14 protein-coding genes and 4 pseudogenes are annotated in these 22,855 nt (G+C 58.5%); 8 read left to right on the forward strand and 10 right to left on the reverse strand.

What is annotated here, in order from left to right:
• Positions 1 to 57: 57 nt before the first annotated feature.
• Both P4826_RS03490 and P4826_RS03500 read right to left on the reverse strand, forming a co-directional pair.
• Positions 58 to 1,953, reverse strand: a complete 1,896-nt coding sequence (locus P4826_RS03490) for a leucine-rich repeat domain-containing protein (RefSeq protein WP_317702566.1) — start codon at positions 1,951 to 1,953, stop codon at positions 58 to 60.
• Between the two features lie 199 nt (positions 1,954 to 2,152).
• Positions 2,153 to 2,614: pseudogene (locus P4826_RS03500) on the reverse strand (tyrosine-type recombinase/integrase); the annotation flags it as partial.
• Position 2,615: 1 nt separating this feature from the next.
• Here P4826_RS03500 and P4826_RS03505 point away from each other — a divergent pair.
• Positions 2,616 to 3,053, forward strand: a pseudogene (locus tag P4826_RS03505) (tyrosine-type recombinase/integrase); the annotation flags it as partial.
• Between the two features lie 195 nt (positions 3,054 to 3,248).
• On the opposite strand, the pseudogene P4826_RS03510 reads toward P4826_RS03505, so the two are convergent.
• The 3 genes and pseudogenes from P4826_RS03510 to P4826_RS03520 all read right to left on the reverse strand — a co-directional run.
• Positions 3,249 to 3,377: pseudogene (locus tag P4826_RS03510) on the reverse strand (integrase); the annotation flags it as partial.
• 68 nt (positions 3,378 to 3,445) lie between these two features.
• Positions 3,446 to 4,717, reverse strand: a complete 1,272-nt coding sequence (locus tag P4826_RS03515; protein WP_047350851.1) for an IS256 family transposase — start codon at positions 4,715 to 4,717, stop codon at positions 3,446 to 3,448.
• Positions 4,718 to 4,744: 27 nt separating this feature from the next.
• Positions 4,745 to 5,275 carry a site-specific integrase gene (locus P4826_RS03520; RefSeq protein ID WP_317702567.1) on the reverse strand — a complete coding sequence of 177 codons (531 nt, stop codon included), beginning with the start codon at positions 5,273 to 5,275 and terminating at the stop codon, positions 4,745 to 4,747.
• Between the two features lie 149 nt (positions 5,276 to 5,424).
• Here P4826_RS03520 and P4826_RS03525 point away from each other — a divergent pair.
• A pseudogene (locus P4826_RS03525) lies at positions 5,425 to 6,621 on the forward strand (IS3 family transposase).
• A gap of 187 nt (positions 6,622 to 6,808) precedes the next feature.
• Here the strand turns inward: P4826_RS03525 and P4826_RS03530 are convergent.
• A complete protein-coding gene (locus tag P4826_RS03530) occupies positions 6,809 to 9,094 on the reverse strand; it encodes a hypothetical protein (RefSeq protein ID WP_317702568.1) in 2,286 nt (761 codons plus the stop codon).
• Positions 9,095 to 9,746: 652 nt separating this feature from the next.
• Between P4826_RS03530 and P4826_RS03535 the strand changes: the two genes are divergently transcribed.
• On the forward strand, positions 9,747 to 10,076 hold the full coding sequence (locus tag P4826_RS03535) for a hypothetical protein (RefSeq protein ID WP_317702569.1): 330 nt from the start codon (positions 9,747 to 9,749) through the stop codon (positions 10,074 to 10,076).
• A gap of 20 nt (positions 10,077 to 10,096) precedes the next feature.
• The gene (locus tag P4826_RS03540; RefSeq protein ID WP_317702570.1) at positions 10,097 to 11,848 is read left to right on the forward strand and encodes an H-NS histone family protein; all 1,752 of its coding nucleotides are present in this window, start codon (positions 10,097 to 10,099) and stop codon (positions 11,846 to 11,848) included.
• Positions 11,849 to 11,900: 52 nt separating this feature from the next.
• On the opposite strand, the gene P4826_RS03545 is transcribed toward P4826_RS03540, so the two are convergent.
• The 4 genes from P4826_RS03545 to P4826_RS03560 form a co-directional block, all read right to left on the reverse strand.
• On the reverse strand, positions 11,901 to 12,347 hold the full coding sequence (locus tag P4826_RS03545) for a PIN domain-containing protein (RefSeq protein ID WP_317702571.1): 447 nt from the start codon (positions 12,345 to 12,347) through the stop codon (positions 11,901 to 11,903).
• A 20-nt stretch (positions 12,348 to 12,367) separates the two neighbouring features.
• Entirely contained in the window at positions 12,368 to 13,525 is a 1,158-nt protein-coding gene (locus P4826_RS03550; RefSeq protein WP_317702572.1) for an ImmA/IrrE family metallo-endopeptidase, read from the reverse strand.
• A gap of 1 nt (position 13,526) precedes the next feature.
• Positions 13,527 to 13,844 carry a ribbon-helix-helix domain-containing protein gene (locus P4826_RS03555; RefSeq protein ID WP_317702573.1) on the reverse strand — a complete coding sequence of 106 codons (318 nt, stop codon included), beginning with the start codon at positions 13,842 to 13,844 and terminating at the stop codon, positions 13,527 to 13,529.
• An 847-nt stretch (positions 13,845 to 14,691) separates the two neighbouring features.
• Positions 14,692 to 16,650, reverse strand: coding sequence for an ORC-CDC6 family AAA ATPase (locus P4826_RS03560; protein ID WP_157803918.1), 1,959 nt, complete (start codon positions 16,648 to 16,650; stop codon positions 14,692 to 14,694).
• A 668-nt stretch (positions 16,651 to 17,318) separates the two neighbouring features.
• On the opposite strand from P4826_RS03560, the gene P4826_RS03565 reads away from it, so the two are divergent.
• From P4826_RS03565 to P4826_RS03580, 4 genes are all read left to right on the forward strand, one after another.
• Positions 17,319 to 17,942, forward strand: a complete 624-nt coding sequence (locus tag P4826_RS03565; RefSeq protein WP_317702574.1) for a tyrosine-type recombinase/integrase — start codon at positions 17,319 to 17,321, stop codon at positions 17,940 to 17,942.
• A gap of 238 nt (positions 17,943 to 18,180) precedes the next feature.
• Positions 18,181 to 19,356 (forward strand): hypothetical protein, encoded by a 1,176-nt coding sequence (locus P4826_RS03570; protein ID WP_317702575.1) that lies wholly within the window; start codon positions 18,181 to 18,183, stop codon positions 19,354 to 19,356.
• A 983-nt stretch (positions 19,357 to 20,339) separates the two neighbouring features.
• Positions 20,340 to 20,921: a hypothetical protein gene (locus P4826_RS03575; RefSeq protein ID WP_317702576.1), complete on the forward strand. Its 582-nt coding sequence runs from the start codon at positions 20,340 to 20,342 to the stop codon at positions 20,919 to 20,921.
• Positions 20,922 to 21,043: 122 nt separating this feature from the next.
• Positions 21,044 to 22,849, forward strand: a complete 1,806-nt coding sequence (locus tag P4826_RS03580; RefSeq protein WP_317702577.1) for a phage integrase family protein — start codon at positions 21,044 to 21,046, stop codon at positions 22,847 to 22,849.
• Positions 22,850 to 22,855: the final 6 nt, after the last annotated feature.

Genomic DNA, 22,855 nt, shown 5'->3' on the forward strand with positions numbered 1-22,855 from the left:
TCACCATGTTCCAATGCAAGTTGTTCGGCTGCCCTCGCGAAGCAGTCTTAGAGCCGCTCACCTAGTGACGCCGTAGTGCTTGACAGCGTATTCCTTGAAGGTACCGAACGTCTTATCGTCGAGCGCGAACTTGACGCCCGCGTTTGCGGCTGCAAAGGCCTCTGCGTCCCTATACGGTATCGGATTACCACGAATATCGAGGTACGAGAGCCGTTCGCTCTGGTGCAGTGCTTGTAGGCTTTTAACCAAATTACCACTGAGGTCGAGCGTCGTCAAGCGTGGCAACGTAGATAGTATGCTTATATCCGATATGTTATTCTTGGACAAAAGTAAGCGGATTACGGAATTATTGTTCGCCAAGCCAGCCAGATCGCCTATATTGTTATTCTTCAGTTGAACATCCGCCAATTTGGAAAGTCCGGAAAGAGGACTAAGATCTGAAACCTTGTTGTTGTTCAGTTCCAAAATCTCCAGATCACGCATATCGCGAATCACGCTCAAGTCGTCGATCTCGTTTTGATTAGCGAGCAACCATCGAAGTTGAGTGAACTCGCTTACAATTCCAAAGTTCTCTCTCAGCAAGCCGCTTACGTCCATGCTGTTTCTGGCGGCCAGTTTCTCACGAAGTTGGTGACAATGCTCAGCATCTCGCACTGCTATACCGATGTCCTTCTTTTCCTCAGCGATCCCCCCCAGATAAGCAATCGACCTCTTCAGAGGATCGCTCCTCGGCAGTAAGAGAGAGTCGATGCACAAGACTTCAAATGAATCCAGGGCTAAACTTCCGGCAGGGACGGCCGCGAGCCTTAGATTTTTTGCCCTCTCAAGACAATCTTCGTTCGGATTCTCATAGCAAAACGTCGCAGCCCCCCGAATATTGTCAACGTTCTCTTGCGCGGAAGCACGTGTTTGCTCTATACGTCCGCGTCTACTGGGATGAAGCCTTCCGCTAAGCAGACGCTTCGACACGGTCAGAGTTTGGAAATTCTTCTCGAAGATCTCCGCCAGATTCTCGCGAACCGATTGCACAGATTTCTCCAAAGCACGGTATTCCATGAAGATTCCGGCTGCTTCATAAGAGACAACACTGTAACTAAGATCGGCCGGTCCGGGCTTTGCTGTGGTTGTCAGTTGGGAAGGGAAACCCGTTGTCGTGTTCCCGGCGTAGTCCAAAATTGCCGTTAGGAGAGCGGCGCACTTGTCAAAGGAGCCTAATCCACACTCAATGTACGCAGCCCGTGACTCGTCGCTCTTGGCAAAGATCTGAGTGACCTTCGTAACATCGCCACCATATTGGAATGCGCTGATGGTGACCTTGGCGTTCTTGTCGATACTGGTAGAAGCCTTCTTGAGGTCAGCATTTGCACTCGCAAGCGGACCAGAAATTGAAAACTTTGAAGAAAACTCTTCCTTCTTTTGTTGCGACGAGAAATCGATCCTTACGGATACGAATAGCTTCGCTCCCCGCGTGATTTCGGAGACAAACCGATCCCCGCATGACGCAGCCCACCTCAACGGCGCATTTTTGACGCTGCCACCGATCGGGGAAAGTTCCACAGATCCCAATTTCTCAACGGGCAAAAAGTAAGTTGCCTTGTAGATAGAGGACACCGAGTATGAACTTGCCATGGAGCGGGACAAGAAGTCGGCCGCGAGTGACCCATCGATAACGCCATACCGGGCCCTGGCACCGATAGAAAAGCCAAGCTCATTTGATAAGGCGCTTTCGCTTATGGCTTGGTCCAAAGCGAAAGAGCTGGTCGACCCTCCGCTTGGTTCTCCGGTTCCCTGCACGCAGCCGAATCCAACAAAAGTTTCCTTATCCGACTTGTAGGCGCTTCCCAGGAACGCCGCCCGATTGCCGGCGTTAACGACTACGTCGGCCGGCTGTGCAAACGTCGGGCTGCAAAAGTAGGGCGACTGCCCTGCTGCGTAACATCGTTGCTGCTCCATAACATCACACATCGACCCACGGCATAACGCGCTTGCCGCTTGGATGCCCGAGGAATAGACTGTACAAAAAACAGTCATAACAAGCCATGAAAACCAGCACTGCACCGTTACCACCGCTGCGTTCGGTCAAGGTTCTGGACCAGTTGCGTGAGCGAATACGCTACTTGCATAACAGCTTACGAACCGAACAGGCTTATGTCCACTGGGTTCGTGCCTTCAGCTGCTCGCGCAGGCCGGGCGCCAAGCTATCGGGCAACATCAATGCCCGATCCTTGGAGCCCTTGCCCTCCCGCACGATGATCGTGCCGTGATCGAAATCCAGATCCTTGACCCGCAGTTGCAAACCCTCGCTGATCCGCATGCCCGTTCCATACAGAAGCTGGGCGAACAAACGATGCTCCCCTTGCAGAAAACCGAGGATGCGAACCACCTCATCCGGGGTCAGCACGACCGGCAAGCGCCGCGACGGCCGAGGTCTTCCGATCTCCTGAAGCCAAGGCAGATCCGCGCACAGCACCTTGCCGTAGAAGAAGAGCAAGGCCGCCAATGCCTGCCGATGCGTGGATGCCGAAACCTTACGCTCGTTTGCCAGCCAGGACAGGAATGCCTCGACTTCGCTGCCGCCCAGGGTTGCCGGGTGACGCACACCGTGGAAACGGATGGCGCGTGCCCGGGCATGGTGGCTGAAGGACCAGGCCGAGGGCCGCAGCGGCGTTGCGCTTCCCGACGCCCTTGAGCGGAAGTATCCGCGCGCCGGGCATTCTTGGCCGTGGTTCTGGGTCTTTGCGCAGCACACGCATTCGACCGACCCACGGAGCGGTGTCGTGCGTCGCCATCATATGTATGACCAGACCTTTCAGCGCGCCTTCAAACGTGCCGTGGAAGAAGCAGGTGTCGCGAAGCCTGCTACACCGCATACCCTGCGCCACTCGTTCGCGACGGCCTTGCTCCGTAGCGGTTACGACATTCGAACCGTGCAGGATCTGCTCGGCCATTCCGACGTCTCCACGACAATGATTTACACGCATGTGCTGAAAGTGGGTGGCGCCGGAGTGCGCTCACCGCTTGATGCGCTGCCGCCCCTCTCTAGTGAGAGGTAGGGCAGCGCATGTCAATCCTGGCGGATTCACTACCCCTGCGCGAAGGCCATCGGTGCCGCATCGAACGGCCGGTTGCGGAAAGTCCTCCCTGCGTCCGCTGATGGCCGAGAGCACTGCTTCGGACGTGCTCCAAATAGCAGCCATTGAAGGCGGCCACACCCCTGCACTAGGACATGGCCGCTCCAATCGTTGAACTCAGATCTCTGTCTGCTCGGAGATCTCAAGGGCATCGTCGACCTCGATACCCAGGTACCTCACCGTGGACTCAAGTTTCGAATGGCCGAGCAGCAACTGCACGGCCCGCAGATTCTTGGTCCGGCGATGGGAGTGTCAGGATTTCTGTGTGTGAGGCTGTTGAATCCGTCACTCAATCGTGAGGCGGCTTGGTGATCTTACTGGCCCGATCTGGTAAATCGGTCCTCGTAGAGGATCGCAAATTGGTTCATCGCTGATTTCCAGTGGTTGGCCGCCCGCCCCCAGTCCGCGGTGATGTTGCGCAGCGCCAGCCAGATCAGCTTGGTGGCCGCCTCGTCGCTGGGGAAGTGGCCGCGCGTTTTGATGATCTTGCGCAGCCGTGCGTTCACGCTCTCGATGGCGTTGGTGGTGTAGATCACGCGCCGCACCTCGGGCGGGAAGGCGAAGAACGGGATGACCTTGTCCCAGGCCCGGCGCCAGGCGCTGACCACGGTCGGGAACCGCTGCCCCCAGGGGCCGGCCGCAAACGCATCCAACTCGGCCTCGGCCGCCTCGGCGCTCACCGCGGTGTAGATGGGTTTGATGGCTGCGGCCAGCGCCTTGCGGTCTTTCCATGACGCAAAGTCCAGGCCACCCCGGATCAGGTGCACGATGCAGGTCTGCAGCGTCGTCGCCGGGAACACTGCGCCCAGCGCCTCTGGCATGCCCTTGAGGCCGTCGGTGACGGCAATCAGGATGTCCTGCACCCCGCGCGTCTTCAGATCGTTGAAGACCTTCATCCAGAACTTCGCCCCCTCGGTGTTCTCGATCCAGATTCCCAGGATGTCGCGCGAGCCGTCAGGCAGTACGCCCAGCGCCAGGTAGACGGCCTTGGAGCGCACCACCGCATCCTCGCGAATCTTGACCCGCAGCGCATCGAAGAACACCACCGGGTACATCGCCTCCAGCGGCCGTGTCTGCCAGGCCGTGACCTCGCCCATCACCTCATCGGTGACACGGCTGATGAGCTCGGGCGAGACGTCCACCGAGTACATCTCAGCCAGGAAACCCTGGATCTCGCGCACCGTCATGCCGCGTGCGTACATGGCGATGATCTTGTCGTCGAAACCCGTAAAGCGCCGCTCGTGCTTGCCAATGAGCTGCGGCTCGAAGCTGCCTTCGCGATCGCGTGGGACATCGATGCGCAGCGCCCCCACATCGGTCAGTACGGTCTTGGTGCTCTTGCCGTTGCGGTGGTTGGCTGATCCGCCTGTGGGCTTGGCTTGGCCGGGCGCATAGCCTAGGTGATGACTCATCTCGGCGCCCAGCGCCCGCTCAAGAATTGACTTCTTGAACTGATCGAACAGCCCTTGGACTTGGCCCGGCGTCATGGGCCCGGTCACCAACTGGTCAAGCAGCTCGGCCGGGATGTGAAATTGCGGCTGTGCCGCCTGGTCCGCCAAAGCGGTGGGTTTGGTCTTGCGTGGCATTCATGCTCCTTGTCGACATGCTATGCCTCACACACAAAATTTCTGACAAGCTCTCCGGCGATAGATCAAGGTCGCCTTTGTCCTGCGCATTGAATGGGTCCCGTACTCTGATCGATCCAACCCAAGTTCGTCCACCCAGTGCCCAAGAATCCGCGCGTACTGCCTGGTTCCCAAATGTGGTGAATCGTGAAGTCGGCTTGGGAAGAGGAAGTCATCTGACTTCAGCTCGGACTTTTTGATCCAAGCTTGCAGGGCATCACGGGTGACTCCTGTGATCTCGAACTGGACCGGTCGTTTGGTCTTGTGCTGCATGACGATGGCCCGCGTAGCCACCTGGTCACCATGTGTCACGTCGCGCACTTTAAGTGCAACGAGATCGCATCCGCGAAGTTTGCTGTCAATGCCTAGGTTGAACAGCGCGAGCTCACGAACCCGCCCTTGCATCTGAAGGCGTACGCGCAGTGCCCAGATGTCTTTCACCTTAAAGGGTGCCTTCTGCCCAACGATCTTGTCTTTGTTCCACGGCTCGCGGTGCGCGGTTTGGCCTTCGGTATCCATGATGGTCTCCTATCGAGTTGAGGGCTCGACAGGATGCGCGTCCAAGGCGCCGAGGCGCCAGCCTAGCGAGGCTGCAAGGATGTCGTGAGGTTGCCCTTGAAAACTGGAGTTCTTAACCCTTGTTGAAAATACCGACAAGGAGTTCAGAGATGAGTGACAAGCAGGTGCGTGCGCAGTACACGCGAGAGTTCAAGCAGGAGGCTGTTCGGCAGGTCCGCTCGGGTCAGGCGATTGCGGTGGTGGCCAAGGTACTGGGCATTCCCAAAGCGAGCCTGGGCAACTGGGTACGGCTGTCAGCCAAGGGAGAATTGGACGGTGCGGGCGGTGGAGACAAGAGCATCCAGGTTTCGCCCGAGCAGATGGCGATAGCCCGGTTGCGTGCAGAGAATGCTCGCCTTCGCATGGAGCGCGACATCGCAAAAAAAGCCGCGGCGTACTTCGCGCAGGACACGCTGCGAGGTACGCCTGGATTCACCAAATGAGAAAGCTGTACCCGGTGAGTGTGTCCTGCGGGGTGCTGGAGGTCAGCGCAAGCGGGTACTTCAACTGGCTACGCCGGCGTGAGTCTGGCCACGGTGGACCTGCCCGGCGTCACAGCGACGAAGCCCTGCTGGCGTACATGCGCGCCATCCACGCCGAGGTGAAGGGGGAATACGGCTGGCCCCGCATGCACAAGGAACTGCTGGCCCGGGGCATCCGGGTGGGCACACCGGGTGCGCAAGCTCATGCAGCAGCACGGCATCAGGGCCAAGACCAAACGCAAGTTCGTGGTGACTACCGACAGCCGCCACAGCCTGCCGGTGGCGCCCGACTTGGTACAGCGGCGCTTTAACCCCGAGGCGCCCAACCAGCTGTGGAGTGGCGACATCACCTACATCCAAACCGACGAGGGCTGGCTGTACCTGGCTGCGGTCATCGACCTGTTCAACCGTCAGGTGGTGGGTTGGAGCCTGCAGCCGCACATGCAGGCCAGCCTGGTCAAGGACGCGCTGGCCATGGCGTGGTGGCGCCGCAGGCCACCTCCTGGACTGATATTCCACAGCGACCGGGGCAGCCAGTATTGCAGCCATGAGTTCCAGGATGCCTTGAAGGACTGGGGCATGCGTTCATCGATGAGCAGAAAGGGGAACTGCTGGGACAACGCACCGACCGAGAGCTTCTGGGGTCGGCTGAAAACAGCCAGCGTACATGGGTGCAAATTCGCTACCCGTGAGCAGGCCAGGCAGGCGGTGATGGACTGGATGGCCTTCTACAATCACCGCAGGCTGCATTCGTCGCTGGGCTACCTCAGCCCGATGCAGTACGAGCAGCGCTGGTACGAGGCACAGCGTAAAAAGGCCGCGTGAACCGTGGGTTAAGAGCTACACGAAACAGGGGCAAGGTCAGTCGGGCTACGACGACGAAGGGCAGCTTCCAGACACGCAGCCAGTTTCACGCTCTCGGCCATTACCGGTCACTCGGTTCAGACCGCTCCAATGGTCTTTGGCTGTACATGCACCTTGCCGAAGTCCAGTGTGGTAAGTGCACTGAGCCTTAATGCCCGGCTTCGCCCGGAAGAGCAGCACAACTCTCGCTGCAATATCCGCAGCACCGACAGATGAGTTTTCGGCAGGACGGACATTGGGACTCGACTCCCAGAATAAGGGGGGCACATCCACAACGCCCTTTGCCATCAATGCGGCCCCCACAATACGCGAGCACAGTCTCCCAAGATGAGTCTTGGCGGACCCGCCCTTGCAAGATTCCCCCTCCACTTAAACGATATTGCGCAAATCTGCCGAGGTCAAGGTGCTCCCTGGCAATCCAGAGTTGCTGGAGACTCTCACACAGAGTACGGATCGTGTCCAAAGGGTCTTCAATGCCAAGAGGTCGTCGGCTCGACGGCGATTGGGGAGACGCATGCTCCTCAAACAGCAATCGAAGGTAAGCAGTAGGCTCATAGAAATCGATATGATTCCCTTGGATTTTGCTCAAGAAGTCGGTGAGTAACAAAAAGAATAGGTGCGCGAGCTTTGGCCTTGGCGTGCAGACCGATTGAATTTTTCTGACGAGCACTCGCATCCAAGGTGTCATGCCTTCTAACACCCAATTTGGCAGCGCAATCTGAGCCGCAAGGTACGTCGGTATTGGAAACGCATGAATATCGCCGCCATACAGCAAGCGCGTTTCGTTTTCGACAGGCGAATCAGTCTCGCGCAATTGGGCGCTGATGGATTCGAACTGGCGGTACCATGCGTCTGGAAAGTCGAAGTACCACGGCGGCAAAAATGCTCCATCTGTAGGATCTTGAACGGTAAGAGAACTACTGCTAAACATCGCGCATAGTCGAGAAACTCTTTCGAGGTTGGTCTCGCCCAAATACCTCACGTCGCTTACCTGGAATGGTGCACTTTCCAGATCCTCCATGTAGGTCAAAGACAAATAGGGAGACACAACGGCCACTATGGTGACATCGCGTCCTCTCCTATTTCGCTTGAATCGAGGAATAGTATGTTCGACATAGAAGGCTTTGCTATTTACCGGTAGGCGAGCGTTCTTAACGTCCACGGGCTGCGATCCGTTCAGTAGAAGATCATGCGTCTTCCAATGATCAGATTTACCGGATAGCTGGTGTTTCGCGACGTCGACCGTCTCAAAGCCGAGGTGGATGTAGAACCATGCTGCGACCTTTTCGGCGGCTCGCGCGGAAAGCATTCGTGCGAATTCGTGGCTGCTATCTGATCCAGTGCTCCACAACTTAGCGAGCTTCCGGTCATCATCGTCCAACTCGCCGTAGACCACCGCTGAGTGCCAGTCTCCACTTGTCGCCGAGTTGTGGCGAAATAGTCGATTGAGCCACATTAGGTGGTCATGGAAGTGCCTACGAAGAATCCGGCGCTGGATATGAAGAGGCGCAAGCGAAAATAGCTGACTGTTTTTTGAAACTGAAGCCTCGTGTCTTGTCCAAAATTGATCAATCAAATCTGGCGACAAATTTCTCAGATTTGCACTAGCGGCATCGATCAGCAACTGGAGGGATAGATCCATGAATCGTGGCATGAGATCGCTGTCTATAGTGACCAGAACCTCTAACTGGATAGCAATCGATGCTTGAGCCAGTGCTTCGTCGAATGACACGTCGTCCACGTGGTTCTCCACGACCTCTTGAATCAGCTCTCGCCGCAGTCCGTCACTGATTTGGAATGCGTTATCAGACAGGACCTGAAGCTTCCTTTGAAGCGGTAGATGCGCGTAATGTACGACTCGCCAGAGCCTCTCCTTCCACCAACTCGGCGCTAGGGGCATGAGTGCTAAACACTCTGTAGCCGGCGCTCGAGCCTTCCAAAATGCCGCAAGGGCATCATCCAAGCTGCTGTCTGCCGACGCCTTGCGTAAAAGTGGCACTAGGTCATCCATCAGGTGCTCGACTGACTTGGCCGAGGTAAAGATTCCCAGTTGATCTCTCACCGAGAGGCCGCGCAAGAGTACCCATTCCTCGTCATTAAGCTGGCGTCCGCTGCGAGTTTTCCTAACGAGTTCCTGTCTTGCAGCCTTCTCACGAGCAATCTGAGCCTCTCGTGCTCTGGCTTGCTCAAACTCCACGCGGGCCTGTTCCTCCTGGCGCATCCGCTCACGGTTAAATTCTTCAACCGAGCAGAAACAACCTGGGGGAATCCAACTGAATGTGCAGCCAGCGAACTCAGCATCGCAATTACCGTCCGGATAGATTTTGGTGATTCGTCCTTCGCCGACGTCGAGCCTGCCAAGATGCCTGACGAACGTTCCGACTTCGATTGGGTCGGAATATTCGGTAAAGCTAATATGCGGGGACCTAGGCATTAGTGTCGGCTCCTCTCATTTATACTCGTCGCGGCCATTTACAGAGGGGGTTGACCGCGACCCTATCTCTCTCATTTCCCGCCTACTGGTCACCGGGATAGCAACCGCAGAGACCTGCGCCCTTTGGTAAGTCCGGCCAATGTTACACAGCAGACAATGTCAGCTGATTCGGGCGAATGCTGCCCGATGACGAGACCATGCCAGCCACTGTCGCCTGAGGGTCGAGAGCGTGAGTTGGCTCCCGCGAACAGCGGACATTCGGCAGTGAGCTGGCTAGGAGACGTGCAGCCCACTACCCCGGAGGACCGAAGTTCCCTCGATACCGGTCATTGTCGCGGCCGCGCTGCTTGGTGAACCGATGACAGCTTGGTGCCCGGCATCATGAAGCCGGATCAGATCCGCGACCGGCTCCAACCGCTGCTGAACCGACCTCCGGCGTGGCAGCTTCAGGCTGAAGGCGGTCCGTCACCGCCGGTCGATCCAACGACTGCTCCGGCCGTAAGCGGTCGTCCGCGCAGCAAGGGCGCCTGACCGCACGCTCTCGACCCGAAGCAGACTCGGCGCTCACGCATCCGCTGCCCGAAAGCCGACGCTCGCTCGGCCAATCGATGGAATTCCAGACTCAATGTGCCCGCGATGACGAAGCGCGAGAATGGCCATCCATAACGCTGCCTCAGATGACTCCCCCCACATGCCTGAATATTTAAACCTTGACCGACGCTTCGGGCTGTTGACCAAGTACTCAGTCGAGGAGTTGCTCGCATCCGACGTGCTGGGAAAACGCCTCACCTGGGACCGCGTTCTCGAAGGACGGCTCTCTCTCATAACTGCTCGTGCCAACTTCGGAAAGACGTTTGAACTTGAAGCCTGCGCGAAGGGTCTTCGGGACGAGGGGAAGCACGCGGTCTTTGTCCCGCTTCACAGGCTACTTGGGCAAGTTGACTTCGCCGAAGCACTGAGCGCGGACGATGACGCTGCGTAACCGTAGCTGGACTCCAAGGTTTGTACCTTGACCTCGGCGACGGGGAGGCGCTGCCGGCTTTGACGGAACACGAAGTTCGCCAAGCCATTCGCTATGCGCCCTTCGAAATCAACGGCTTCCCCAAGTGGTTCTGGCCGGTCGTGACGGCGCACGAACGAGTCGCCCTTGACGAGTTTCGAACCATCCTGAACAGCGCCGTCCTTGGGGCCGTGTCCGCTGATAAGGCCGAAACCCTCATTCGCCACTTGGACGAGGCGCCTGATGCGATTCGGCAAGGGCTGGCCCAAGAGGCATGGGCGTATGTGACGGGAAGTTCCAAGACTCAGGAGTACGCGACCGAAGCTGCACTGACTGTGGCGACCGCAATTGGGGGCTCGGTTGACCGCACAGCCTTCGAGAGGGAGGCTTGGGCGCGCATAACTGCAGCATTCGAGGTCGCGTTGCCCGAACTGGGGGAGGTCCCGGTGGCGATGGATGTTGACGAAGCTCGGGCGCAACAGGCGCTCGAAGGAGTCTTCAAGGAGCGCAGTCGCCTCAGAGCTAACGCGGTGGTGTGGGGCTCGTTCTGGCTTTGGCACTTCCCAGACTCGTTCGGCAGGGACTGGGAAGCTTGGCGCGCAAGCAACAAGCCAGCGTCCGAGGAGTTCATGTTTGACCTAGCGGCTAGCTTGGGGGAAGACCGAAAGGCTCGCCTTCGGGATGCCGCAGGGAACGGACCGCAGGGGCTGAAAACTCTGAAGACGCTTTACGAGTGGGTCCTTTCCGTGGTCCCCGAGACCGAAGACCGCACCCACGAGGACGGCCGCGTTTACAGCGTAGGCGCGCGAGACCAGGCGCAAGGCCTGAGAGACGCGCTGCTTCCGGCCATCGCGAGCGCGAAATCACAAGCCGCATACGAGACTCTTGAGGACCTCCGTGGGAAAACCGATGGGAATCGTGCGAAGTACATCCGCCAGCTTCAGTTCAACATGCGCGAAGACGAGGCGGCCACCCCTCCCTTAGCGCAGCAAAACTACGACAAGTTTGAGCATGACTTTGCGCCGCCGGTCACCGACTACGTTTCGTTTGCGCAAACAGTTCACAACGACCTGCTGGCCGTCAAGCGAAGCGTTGAGCAAGGCGAGTTCAGCCTTAGGAGGTTCTTCAACTCAATCCCCTTTGAGCATGTCAAAACGGACACAGAGGGCCTGGCGCTTGAAGAAGACTTTCAAGCGCTTCTTGGCAGCGAGTTGAACCATGCCAGTGTTGGCCGCTACGGCGTGAGTCTTGAGCCCATCCTCCCTGATTCGACCCGTCGCGACGTGCTTTGCCAGATTGGGGATCTTCGAGCCACGGTCGAGCTCAAGATGTCGATACGATGGACGCTCGAAGACTACTTGGTGGCCCTCGAGCACCAGCTGAAGGGGCAGTACATGCAGTCGACAAACTCGAAGATAGGGTTCTTCGTTGTTGTGTTGCAGAAGAAGCGGCGATGGAACATGCCAAGTGGCGGAACCGTGAGCTTCCCTGGGCTGCTTGACATCCTCGGCACAAAGGCGCGCGAGCTCCAAACTGCTGACTCCGGATTGTTCTTGCGTGTCGTCGGCATCGACGCAACAGCGAAGGATGACTTCCGCGCTGTCAGGGCTGCCGACAAGGCGAAAAACGTAGGCGCGCCAAAGTACGACGACGGAAATGGCAACACGTGGGTCGGGCGAGGACCCAGGCCGAAGTGGGTCAAGGACGCACTCGCAGCCGGGAGGGGGCTGGACGAGTTCTTGGCCGCGAAGTGAACCGCCCCGGGGCGGTTCATAGCCGACTGCCCGCTATGCGGTTACCTGCTGGCTAGAACTCCCAGCCTTCGCTCTCCATGAAGCCTTCAAGGTCCAGGCACGGGATACCGAAGTGCTTGCAGATATTGGGCACCTTCGCGGCGTTCGGCTTTAAGTGCTCTGCGGTCACCACGGTGCCGCCGCTCGCGAAGGCGCGAGCTACGACGAAGGCGTCGGCGTTGCGGCCGCCCTTGTAGAGCTTCTGCTTTTCGATGTTGGCTTGGAGGTGCGCCACGGCGTAGATCTTGGCTACAAAGGCCCCCTCCTTCGCGTCCGGCGTCACGAAGAGCTTGGGGTTGGCCTTAGCCCACTCAAGATCGGCACCAGGCGATCCGTCGCCGAGCTCGTGGAAGACCTCGCGGGTCGACGTGATCTTGCCGTCGGCGACGAGCTGGTCGAACTCCTTCCACAGCGATACGAAGCGCTTGCGGTAGTAGTTTTTGTGGAGGTTGGAGATCACTCCCGTATCTAGGACATACATCAGAGCCCTCCCCCCGCAAACTTCTCTGCAAAGGTGGGCAGACTCTTGGGCTTCATGTTCAGGTACTCGGCGAGCTGCCTCCGGTCAAAGCGCTGCTGGTAGTACCTGGTGAACGCGAGGTCGATGTAGCGCTGCCCAAGGTAAGCGTGCTGGCTGTTGTAGTAGTTACCCGATGACTCCTTGCTGTCGGGCTTCTTCATCTGTGCCGTCCACTCTTTGGCGGCCGCGACATACTCGTCAGCGTCAATCAGGCCACGATCGAGAAACTTCCGATAGATCACTTCACGACTGACGTTGAAGTGGTCGGCGAGCTGGCTTGCGGCAAGCCGGCCGATTTTCATGCCCTTGAGCATCGTGTCAAGCAGGTCGTCGGGCACCAAGACGCGCGCGGCCAGGCCGTTGCAAATGACTTCAATTTTCTGTTCAGCGTCGCCCAGGTGCTTGATGAACGGATCGTCGAGCAGGTCGACGCCGCTAGTGTGAAAGAGCAGATGTCCCAGCTCATGGAAGAGCGTGAAGATCTGACGGGACTTCGCCGAACTGTTGTTGATGTAGATGACGGGGAACTCGTCGTCGTACAGGCAGAACCCGAAGTAGTTGGGCGCGCGAAAGGCGTCCTTGAACACAAAGATCCCGGCCTTCGTGGCGAAGACCTCACGCCACTTGTCCAAGGCCTGATCGACGTTCTTCCATCCGACCTGCTGGTCGACGCTCACGCCGAGATACTTGCGCACATCGACGGCGATGTTGTCGAGCGACGAGTTGAGTGTGACCTTGAGATCCCGCGTGATAAGGCGCTGCGAAGGGTTCTTGCCGTCGTTCAGCTCGGCCAGGTTGAGCTGCATCGCCTGTCCCTGGCGCAGGAAGAAGCGCACCCTGCGGGGGATGGCGGCGAAGTCTTCGGGCGTAAGCGTGCGGAACGATTTTTCGAGCGGTGGAACCTCGGGCGGCTTCGGGAAAAAGAAGACGGCCACAGGCACCTTGAAGCGTTCGGCCATGTCTTCGACCTGGACGTAGGTCGGCAGCGCCTCGCCTGCTTCCCAGGCGGCGATCTTTTTGAAGTGACGCTTTGCGTCTTCGAGCGAGTATCCTGACCGTTCGCGCGCCCACTGCACGACAGTGGGGGTGATCGGCAGGCCTTCTTTCACCTCTGCCATGTCATTGACCTTCGCCCAGTTTCAAGGATACAGGCACGTTGTGCTTCGTGAAGCGGTCGCGCAGGGCCTCGGCCAGGCAGTCCTTGATGTTGCACCCCGTCTTGGCTTGGACCATGCGCAGGGAAGCTTTCACTTCGGCCGGGAAGTAGGCCGAAATGTTGACCTCGCCCGCCTTGTGAATCTGACGAGCCTTTGGCACGACTGGGGTGGTGACACCGCTGGCGTTATGCCCCACTTCAGCGGCCGTCATGACGTGCGTGGGCTTGGCTCTCGCCTGCGTCGGCGAGGTGGGTGGCAACTGCGACCCCTGCTTGGCCATTCCTAGGCATCCTTGAGAGATTTAGAGATTGGGATAATGTACCTTTCCTGGTAGGCCCGAAGGCGGGGGGTTGTTCACAACACCGGTGTTAGAAATCGGAACGAAAACGGCGCCGACGGCGGGGGGCTGAAGAAGCGTCCGACCCGCTCGAAGAGTCAGCTTTCGAGCTGGGCTGCTTGAAATACTGACCGACTCCATTGGGCCCGGTTACGTAAGTTCAGCGCAGTGAACAGCGGTCATTAGCTAGGTCGCGACGAGAGTAGCATGATGAAGGCGCCGGCTATGTCAGCAACACCTCACATTGCTGCCGCTCATGTCAACCACGGCGGCCGAACCGAACGTCGGCTTCATGGCGCCGACAGTGAGATCGCACGCTGACCCCGACCGACCGCAACCGCTGCAATCCGGCTGCTCGTGGCTTCCAAGCGAGCGGCGGCAATGGGTCGAGAGCGTGAGTTGGCTCCCGCGAACAGCGGACATTCGGCAGTGAGCTGGCTAGGAGACGTGCAGCCCACTACCCCGGAGGACCGAAGTTCCCTCGATACCGGTCATTGTCGCGGCCGCGCTGCTTGGTGAACCGATGACAGCTTGGTGCCCGGCATCATGAAGCCGGATCAGATCCGCGACCGGCTCCAACCAGCCTGAAGCTGCCGAAGTGCGGTCAAGTCAGCTCCGCAGCGGTTGCGGCCGTTCGACGGTGAGGGCCGAGCTTGCGGTCCTCGCTCCAAGGCGGTCATTGAGCCGCGCTGATCTGCAGATACGCGAATGACGGGAAGGGGCGGACAACCTCGACATGGAGCGCAAGACGCCCGGCAGCTTCCGTGATCTCTCCTCGGCTACTTTAAATTTAAGTTCCACTCGTTTCAGGAGACCCACTGGTACTACCGCCGTAATAGAAAAGCTTGTTTTCCGTCGGGTGAGTCTCGCGCTTGACAACACCGACCTTTTCTAAGCGCTCGCCGAATTTGGCAACCTTCTGCACGTAGCAGCCAACATCATCGGCAATCTGTCTGGCAAAAACTTGGTCTTCGCGAGCTGCTGAACGTATGGAACCGATGATCTTGGTCTCTTCTTCGGTGTACTGGAGTCTCGAATCAGCCGATTGTTGGCTGACCAGATCAGCTCTATCTCTCGGACAAAACATCAGCTGGGTCCCTGCAACTATGAGTTCGCTTTCCGCATATATCGTGCCGCATTGTGGACACCGGAATGTCGCTTCTGCGGTCACTCCGAAGTACTTCTCAAATCGGGTAAGCGCATCGTCATACGCAAAGCGCTGCTGCCTTATCACGTTCTTGTCAGTCGTAAATCCGAGGTTGTTCTCCTCGCACACTCCAAAATCGAAGCAGTACAAGTTCCGCGATGACCGCTCCTTTTTCGTTGTGCGTCCTTTCGTCAACAAATGGACTAGAAAGAACATGTTCAACATCGATAGCATTTGCTCGTTCCGAACCAAGATCAGAAAGTGACTTGCCGCCACGTCAGGCACCTTTGTTTTTTCTGCCTGCGCACGCGTAAGCAACGCGTTCCACATGTCTTCGTGAAACGACGGTATCGCGACGCCATCTCTCGCTGCGCCTAGAAGTTGGTTCAGGTACGCGGTCGAGGCGTAGCGGATTCCAAAACTGATGTCGGATTTACGAATCTTGCGCGCACTACCTTGTCGCGATCGACTCCAACTCTGCTTCAGCACAATGCCAAGAGTTCGCGGGACCCCCATCGCAGACTTGCTCAGAAGGGCGTACGTCTCTCCGGGTTCCTCAAAGATCTCATCGGGTGGAGGACAGGAGTAGGCAGAAAGACGAGAGCGAACAATCTTTTCAGAGTAATCCGCCAATCCTTCCATTGCATCATTAAGTGAATGGGATCGTTCGACAAATGCGTCGAGGTCTAGTGAAAGCTCAAACAAGTCACGCTGCAAAATGATGGCACTTCCCAGGGCGTACTTGTCGGTGATGGCGCTCAGCTTGATAAACACGCCAGCGTGAGAGCCCAACAGCTTCTTCAAGAGAGTAGAAAATCGGCGCTGCAAGTCCGTCGAGAGCGCGGAGAACTCATCTATGAATAAGTACGTCGCAGATATCCCGGCCTTCTCTCGTAAATCGCCAAGAATGCGAAGAATGTCGGCAACAGTGAGTCGATAGCTGGTTCGCGTGGTGTACGAGCGCTCGCTTGCACGCGACTCTGTACGCCCCTCATTCAGCTTTGCTGCGATTGATGGATCACCCTCGCTGAATGTTGCTCCGAGCTCAGCGCCCTTTGTCTGCGTCGACCCAGACGACTCCTTAAAGTCGACCGCGGAGGAACGATCAATCACTCGCGGTAGGCCTTCGCGCAACAGTCGTGCAATGCCATCAAGGACACCCCTCACTTCGGCGACTTGGTTGCTCTCGGCTGCCTTGAACAATTTGGAGAAGTATCCTGGCTCTTGAGCCAAAGCAGGCCAGAAACGAGTAAGTTGCTCCGTAATAGCGTCGCAGACATCACTGACAAAAGCATGCTCAAACGCTACAAAATCTGTATCAGCGACATCCTCGATGTATTGGCACTTACTCAGATCCACATAGATGCCTAGCGTCCTTTGTTTGGGAGCGATGTGTTCTGGATGATCGTTTCGCCAGGATTGCATACATCCTACGAATGCTCGGTAAAAGAGCGTCGTCTTGCCAGTTCCACGTCGGCCGACGATCAGTTGGTCGGTGTCGGACAACACCTCTGGGATGAGGCCAAAGTAATCGACGTAGTACTTTGCGAGAAGACCCAGCCGCTCTGTATCGTTCAGCGATATGTAGTCGGTGCGGAGCATGGAGTTGAATGCTTCCGTTATCTTGGCGTCGGCGTAGTGAATCATCTGGATTTAAAGTCAGCGGTCAATTCAACGGAAGCATCACAGCGGAGTGCCTCAGCAAGAAGTGAGCAATTCTCGTTCAATTTCCAACTCCGTTGTTCGGGGCGAGCGCGCATGAGCTGGATCTGTACCGGTGCTATCCGCTCCACGACGGTAGTGCGCCTCAGTGAGGCGTCATCGCGTGACGCAAACGAGCTTTAACACCGTGAGTAGACAAAGGCATTTAAATGCTGCTTTCCTGTAGCGCTCGGCCGCATAGGGAGAGGATCACACTTCGCAGCGGGCGGGCCGCCGTTCGCCAGTCGCGGCCGCCGACCTGGAGCCAACCGTCCTTCGAAGAGAGCTTTTGAAGTGACAGTGGGTCCTCGCGGCAGACTTCGGCCAATGTCGGGTATTGGCAACCGCCATCGATGGGCGGCCCCAGCCGCACCGGCAGCAATCAGCCTGACGCCGTCGCCAAGCGGGCGATGCGACTGGCAGTTCCTGGCCGAGAGCGTGAAACTGGCTGCGTGTCTGGAAGCTGCCCTTCGTCGTCGTAGCCCGACATCCTTGCAGCCTCGCTAGGCTGGCGCCTCGGCGCCTTGGACGCGCATCCTGTCGAGCCCTCAACTCGATAGGAGACCATCATGGATACCGAAGGCCAAACCGCGCACCGCGAGCCGTGGAACAAAGACAAGATCGTTGGGCAGAAGGCACCCTTTAAGGTGAAAGACATCTGGGCACTGCGCGTACGCCTTCAGATGCAAGGGCGGGTTCGTGAGCTCGCGCTGTTCAACCTAGGCATTGACAGCAAACTTCGCGGATGCGATCTCGTTGCACTTAAAGTGCGCGACGTGACACATGGTGACCAGGTGGCTACGCGGGCCATCGTCATGCAGCACAAGACCAAACGACCGGTCCAGTTCGAGATCACAGGAGTCACCCGTGATGCCCTGCAAGCTTGGATCAAAAAGTCCGAGCTGAAGTCAGATGACTTCCTCTTCCCAAGCCGACTTCACGATTCACCACATTTGGGAACCAGGCAGTACGCGCGGATTCTTGGGCACTGGGTGGACGAACTTGGGTTGGATCGATCAGAGTACGGGACCCATTCAATGCGCAGGACAAAGGCGACCTTGATCTATCGCCGGACCAAGAATCTGCGGGCCGTGCAGTTGCTGCTCGGCCATTCGAAACTTGAGTCCACGGTGAGGTACCTGGGTATCGAGGTCGACGATGCCCTTGAGATCTCCGAGCAGACAGAGATCTGAGTTCAACGATTGGAGCGGCCATGTCCTAGTGCAGGGGTGTGGCCGCCTTCAATGGCTGCTATTTGGAGCACGTCCGAAGCAGTGCTCTCGGCCAAGAGCTGACCTTCGATGCTGCGGGACAGCCGACCGGTTCACTGCCGGCGACAGGCTATTGGCGGTGCCAGCACACGCTATGCTCTGTGCCCAGAGCGCTGAGTTCTTTCCTAACTCGGACGCAGTGCCACGAAAGAATGACAGCATGCTCGCAGACCTTGGACTTACCGTCGCCCGCCAGATTCCAATTGAAACGCTCACGGGCTTAGTCAGCGGGATGTACACCGTGCATGGCGGCGTGATCAGAGACGCGGGAGGCCGAATCGTCTCGCACCTCGTGACCTCGGGCGGGAGTGCAGCAATGAGCAGCCTCGTTCCGGGTCTCGGAGTCCTGGGGCAGGCCCTTCAGGGTGCGCAGCTCTGGAAGATTGGCAAAGATGTTGCCGCGGTTCAGCAAACGGTCAATACGGTGCTCAATGTCGCGATGACCGGAACGGTGCTTTCGGGCCTGGGGCTGGTGACCTCGGTCGCTGGTTTTACGTACCTTCGGCATAGGCTGAACCAGCTGGAAAGGAACTTGGCTGATATGGCCAAGGACGTCAAGAAGATCAAGCTGTCACAGGAAGGCTTGCACAAGTCCGAGTTGCAAACGGCAGTTGACGGTGCGCGTCACGCTGAGCATGCAACCGATGAGTCCGTGCGCAGGGGCTTGTTGATCGACAGCAAGCGCGAGTTCAACAAACTGATGCACCACTACAAGCAAGAGTGGGCCCGCAGCGAGACTGTGCCGGAAATCCAAACCGTCAACGAGTTGTACACCTTGGCCATCTTGGGCTACGCGATGGTGTCCAGCGAATTGGGACTGCAAGACGCCGCAGCGCTGGATCTCAGGAACAACTGCCAGGACTGGACGACGCTGGCTCGCGGGCATGCAAAATCGATCGTGCTTGGCGCGCATCCAGAGCGGTTCATTGGCGGCGACTATGTCGAGCAGCTTCCCGCCAAGGTGCTGGTGGATCTATTGGATTTTGCGCACGACGAGCATCGCGGAATTGAGTGGTTCGACGAGCTCCGCCTGCAAGCTTCAAAGCACAGCACCCTGTTCGGGAGCCTGGCATCTTCGGCCCCCGATTCGCTGCGAAAGCGGTTGATCAAAGGAGAACCCGAAGGATCAATCGAACTGGCCAAGGGGCTCTATGCCCGCGCCAGCGTGTTGGACGCCAACGTGGCGCACTTCGAGTTCCTCCAGGACAAGCAGATCTCTGCCAGTGCGTTTCAGCAACAACTCGAGGACGCGCGCAAGGATTCCGGGGGTGAGGCTATTTGCGTCTACCCCGTTGAGATGGCGCAGGCGTACCCAGTTGAGATGTTGCAGACGTAAATCGGGCTCCTCTGCAGGTTGAACTTGGCAGAGGCCAATGCCATTGAGCTTGGCTTGGCGCCTTGATCCGATCGTGAGGCTTGTCTATCGCCTCAAGGGTCCTGCGCACATTCAGACCCGGTTGAACACGCTGAGCGCAGTGGCCACCAGGGGCGTGTGCGAGGGATGTCGCATGTGCGAAGTGGGGCGTCTTGGGCCCGCTGCCGCTCTGGTCATTGGAAGCCTGACTGACACGCGGAGTCCGCATCCGCATGGCGCTTTGACAGCGGGACTCACTTGAGATCATCCTCAAATCCGGGGCGGTTCAATGGCCGAGTACCCGCTATTACGCTTGAAGCGGTCCCACGCAGGGCCGACAGTCGAATGACTGGTCACGGCCGCCGCTGTCGAACAAGCGGGCAGCAGCGGACGACTCAGTTCAGCCTAAACCTGTCCGATCGCGACTCGTCCACTGGCACGCACTGTCACTCCTTTGCCACACGAACGAGCAACCCGTAGGAAACGGGTAGGGGCGCCGTTGCTCCCAGTTCTTGGGCCGGCAACGAAAGGGGAAATTTCTCACCAATTTCCTCCCAATGACCGAACAGAGAAAGCAAGCACTCACAAACAATGTGCATTCAACTGGTGGCTAGGCCGCATTGCGGAGCAATCAACGCGCGATTCGCGGCTCTAAGGGGTGGGGCAAAATTTCTGAAATTTGCTTCAAAAGAAGGCTGAGAAGATAGGCGAAACGTCACCAGGAAGAAATTTCCCATTGAAAATCAAATAGTTACGCGATCTTTTCGCGCCCCAAAAGTACAAAACTCAATGAGAAAAATACAAAACTCGAGTGGAATCGACACCTGTTGGGAGGCGATGAGGGCAACTATGGGAGGTTTTTAGAGGTTCCCGTAAATTGTTGATTTTTAAGAAATAATTCAAAAATTACGTACCTCGAACTTTTTGAGGCACCGAGTTAAGGCATTTATTCGTATGTCACGATAATGAAAGTTATGTTGACGCAGGAAGTCAATCAAGGTCGAGATGTGGGGCAGGTGGCCGGGTACGAGCCGCAGGCGCTTGAGCGGCTGCGCGCGCGCATCGCCAGCGCGGGTAGCCGCCTGCCGAGTGCGTCGATGAAGTCCGTCGGCTGGATGAGTGATGCGGGGCTATGGCGCGTGCAGCTGCCGGCCTTTGCCGAGGGCTTGGCCGCCAGGCAGACCTATTTTTCCCCGAGGGACTATGGTGGCATCGAAGCGGCGTTGATCGAAGCACAGTATTTCCGGGATGAGGTTTTTGCCTGGCGGAAGTACAAACCCGAGGCGCAAACCTACTTGACGCGCAAGCGGGCCGTTCGGGGTCTCGCGTTGCCGATCAGTTGTGTTTTTGACCCGCGAAGGCAGACGCATCGGGTCATCGGCTACTGGATGGAGACCGTGGACGGTGTGCGCAAACAGCGCAAGGTCAGTCGTAGTGTCGGCCGGCACGGTTTCGAGGACGCCTGGTACGAGGTGGCGGCCATCGTTTCGGCAAAAGTCGGTTTGCCGGTGGAGGCACCGCCGAAGGGGCTTCTATGTACGCTGTGACGAATATGGCGGCCTTGAATGGGCACGCGCAGCGGGGGCGGCCGCAAGGCCGTGAATTGGTAGTGCGCGTTCGCGGGTTGCGATTGCATGATCTAGCGCTGCTGCGCGCCATCGTGCAGGGAATGCATCCGTCTGCAGCGGCTGGGCGTTATCTGCCTGAGCTGCATGCCGATGCCAGGGTGGTGCGCTCGTATCTGCTGGCGCTGGTGCGTGAGGCACGCGCGCACCTGGAGGGCCTGGGGGAGGGCGGTCTCGCCGGGTCGCTGGTGCGCGCCCTGCGGCTCGATGCGGTCGTGGCGTGCCGGCCAGCCAGCGCTCCGTCGCTGCAGGAGTTCACCGACCGCTTCGATGCCGATCTCTACGGCGAACGAGAGCTGTTGGCACTCTACGAGGAGGAGTACGGTGCCTCGGCGCAACCCGGTTTGACAACGGCACTAACCGACGACCTGAATCTGGCGCTGCGTGGCTTGAATACGCTTCAACTACACAGCGCGCAGATGCCCAAGGCTCATGATTCCGTATCGCAATGGCTGTCCGAGCGGCTTTGCCACCAGTTGCGGCCGTTTGGCGTACTGCAACTGTCCGACCTGGTGACTCTGGTGAACTGTCACGGCCGCACCTGGTGGCGTGCAGTGCCAGGCCTTGGCCGGGAGCGGGCCGAGCGCCTGGTGCAATGGCTGAGCGATCATGAGACGTGGCTGGAGCGACCCCTGTCGCCCAGGGTGAGAGGTGTGGGCACTGCCATGGCGGCTGTCGCGGAACCGGGATCGTGCAGGCCCGCAGTGCCAAATGGTACCGATCTGCGGAGCGCAGGGTTCAATGCCTTGGGCGCCGTGTCGGATCAACAGGCCCTGCGGGTCTGGCTGGACACCCTGACCCTCAAATCCCCGCATACCCTGGCCGCCTACCGGCGCGATGTGGAGCGGCTGCTGATGTGGGCCCATGAGCGTGGGCAAGGCCTGTCCACGCTGACCGTGGCCGACGCCATCGAGCACGCGCGCTTCCTGGTCAGTCCCCCGGCGCATTGGGTGAATGCCTTGCCGGCTACGCGCAAGGATGGCGACTGGCGCCCTATGCGCGGGCCGCTCTCGCGCAGTAGCGCGAGGCGCGCCCTGGCCGCCATCGGTCACCTGTATGGATTCCTGGTGGAGAGCGGCTACCTGACAGCCAATCCCTTTGCCCGCGTGCGCGCCGCCGCTGGTGCCGGCATGGCGAACGCCATGATGGACACGACGCGCTCGTTTGGTCTGCGCCACCTGGGCGCCATGAAGGCAGCGCTCGATGCCATGGTGGGCAGCGCCCACAAGCGTCGCCTGCTGGCCATCCTGATGCTGGGCGAGACCACCGGCATGCGCCGTCAGGAGATGAGTGCCCACACCTGGGGCGATCTGCGCAAGCATGGCGGAGACGCCGCAGGTGCCCGGTATGTGTTGACCGTGCGTGGCAAGGGGGGCCATGAGCGCAAGCTACCCGTCAAGGACTCCGTGATTGACGCCCTGGAGCGCCACCTCGGGGATCGCAGGGCGCTCGTGGCTGCCGGCGAGCTGCCTGATGTGGGCCTGGCCGAGACTCCTTTGATCAGCATCCTGGAGCAACCGCCCGTGGGCACCATGCATGCGTCCTGCGGCGCCTTGTCGGAAGCCGGCCTACATCGGGTGCTCAAGCGCTTCTTTGAGGGCGTTGCCGAGCACCTGGAGGGGCTTGGTGAGCCTGAGACAGGGGATCTGCAGGAAGATTTCAGGCGGGCCTCCTGCCATTGGCTGAGACACACCTTTGCCCACGAAATCCTCAAGGCATCCGGTGCCGATCTGCCGGTCACGCAGCAGCTGCTGGGGCACAAGAACATCAGCACCACCGGCATCTATCTCAAGGCCGATCTGGGGCAGCGCATCGAGGCCGTGGCGGCCTTGCCGGAGCATTTCCGATGAGGGTGG

The organism is Diaphorobacter limosus, from assembly GCF_033100095.1.
GTDB classification, from domain to species: domain Bacteria; phylum Pseudomonadota; class Gammaproteobacteria; order Burkholderiales; family Burkholderiaceae_C; genus Alicycliphilus; species Alicycliphilus limosus.

Bases quoted from the DNA above. Each gene is read 5' to 3' on its own strand.
- P4826_RS03490 (WP_317702566.1), bottom strand. From the start codon at position 1,953: ATGGAGCAGCAACGATGTTACGCAGCAGGGCAGTCGCCCTACTTTTGC.
- P4826_RS03515 (WP_047350851.1), bottom strand. From the start codon at position 4,717: ATGCCACGCAAGACCAAACCCACCGCTTTGGCGGACCAGGCGGCACAG.
- P4826_RS03520 (WP_317702567.1), bottom strand. From the start codon at position 5,275: ATGGATACCGAAGGCCAAACCGCGCACCGCGAGCCGTGGAACAAAGAC.
- P4826_RS03530 (WP_317702568.1), bottom strand. From the start codon at position 9,094: ATGCCTAGGTCCCCGCATATTAGCTTTACCGAATATTCCGACCCAATC.
- P4826_RS03535 (WP_317702569.1), top strand. From the start codon at position 9,747: ATGGCCATCCATAACGCTGCCTCAGATGACTCCCCCCACATGCCTGAA.
- P4826_RS03550 (WP_317702572.1), bottom strand. From the start codon at position 13,525: ATGGCAGAGGTGAAAGAAGGCCTGCCGATCACCCCCACTGTCGTGCAG.
- P4826_RS03555 (WP_317702573.1), bottom strand. From the start codon at position 13,844: ATGGCCAAGCAGGGGTCGCAGTTGCCACCCACCTCGCCGACGCAGGCG.
- P4826_RS03560 (WP_157803918.1), bottom strand. From the start codon at position 16,650: ATGCTCCGCACCGACTACATATCGCTGAACGATACAGAGCGGCTGGGT.
- P4826_RS03565 (WP_317702574.1), top strand. From the start codon at position 17,319: ATGGATACCGAAGGCCAAACCGCGCACCGCGAGCCGTGGAACAAAGAC.
- P4826_RS03570 (WP_317702575.1), top strand. From the start codon at position 18,181: ATGCTCGCAGACCTTGGACTTACCGTCGCCCGCCAGATTCCAATTGAA.
- P4826_RS03575 (WP_317702576.1), top strand. From the start codon at position 20,340: ATGAAAGTTATGTTGACGCAGGAAGTCAATCAAGGTCGAGATGTGGGG.
- P4826_RS03580 (WP_317702577.1), top strand. From the start codon at position 21,044: ATGCATCCGTCTGCAGCGGCTGGGCGTTATCTGCCTGAGCTGCATGCC.